The 691-nt window shown below is 35.0% G+C and carries 1 protein-coding gene; it reads right to left on the bottom strand.

The window, feature by feature from the left end; translation table 11 throughout:
• Positions 1 to 116: 116 nt before the first annotated feature.
• Positions 117 to 644, bottom strand: coding sequence for a hypothetical protein (locus DYD21_RS20810; RefSeq protein ID WP_116038944.1), 528 nt, complete (start codon positions 642 to 644; stop codon positions 117 to 119).
• Positions 645 to 691 lie beyond the last annotated feature (47 nt).

Raw genomic sequence — 691 nt, 5'->3', positions numbered from 1 at the left:
TTTGGCGGCTAAGCGGCGAGGCAACCAACTTTCCAATGCACCAAATTGCAAACTCGTCCGCTTGAGCCGCTGGTTATTTTAGTTACTATAAGGTTTGCAACTCGTGTATTCAAAGTTCACCATAAATAGAACATTGATTTTTCATGCCTGATGTACATTGCAAATGCCGTATCAGCTCTATTTATCACATGTCCAGAATGACCTAAAACTGGTTCTAGTCCTTCAATCCATCTAAAATGTTTTAGCTCTGTGCGATATTCATCTTCTGGATGTTCTGATACACAAGAGACAGGTCGAATACGATCATACAAATGAATACTTCTCATGTGACTCATTTCAGATAAATTGAGGTCAAAATCATCATACCTTGAATTTAAACCTTGGTATGGCAAAAACTCACCAGCCGTATATTTTTCATCTATTTCTGATCTAAAGTTTTCAGAAGTTTCATATAAATCAATCTCAATTTCGCAACCGTCTTGAAGAACATCACTATTTCTAAAAAACAATACAGCTACATATGAAAAATCTGTTGTGTAAAACTCATAATATTCATGAGGCTCCTCTTTTGTATTATCAAAAGTTTCCGCATTTCCACTACATGCGACAACAAAAATCAATAAAAAGTAAAATAGCTTTATCATCTTAAAGTTTTGATATCCTGTTTTTGACTATCTGTGGGTTCACGAAA

Source organism: Rhodohalobacter sp. SW132 (assembly GCF_003390325.1).
Lineage (GTDB): Bacteria > Bacteroidota > Rhodothermia > Balneolales > Balneolaceae > SW132.
The sequence above is the reverse complement of the archived record's forward strand: the minus strand, read 5'-3'. Positions and strand labels throughout refer to the sequence as shown.

Bases quoted from the DNA above. Each gene is read 5' to 3' on its own strand.
- DYD21_RS20810 (WP_116038944.1), bottom strand. From the start codon at position 644: ATGATAAAGCTATTTTACTTTTTATTGATTTTTGTTGTCGCATGTAGT.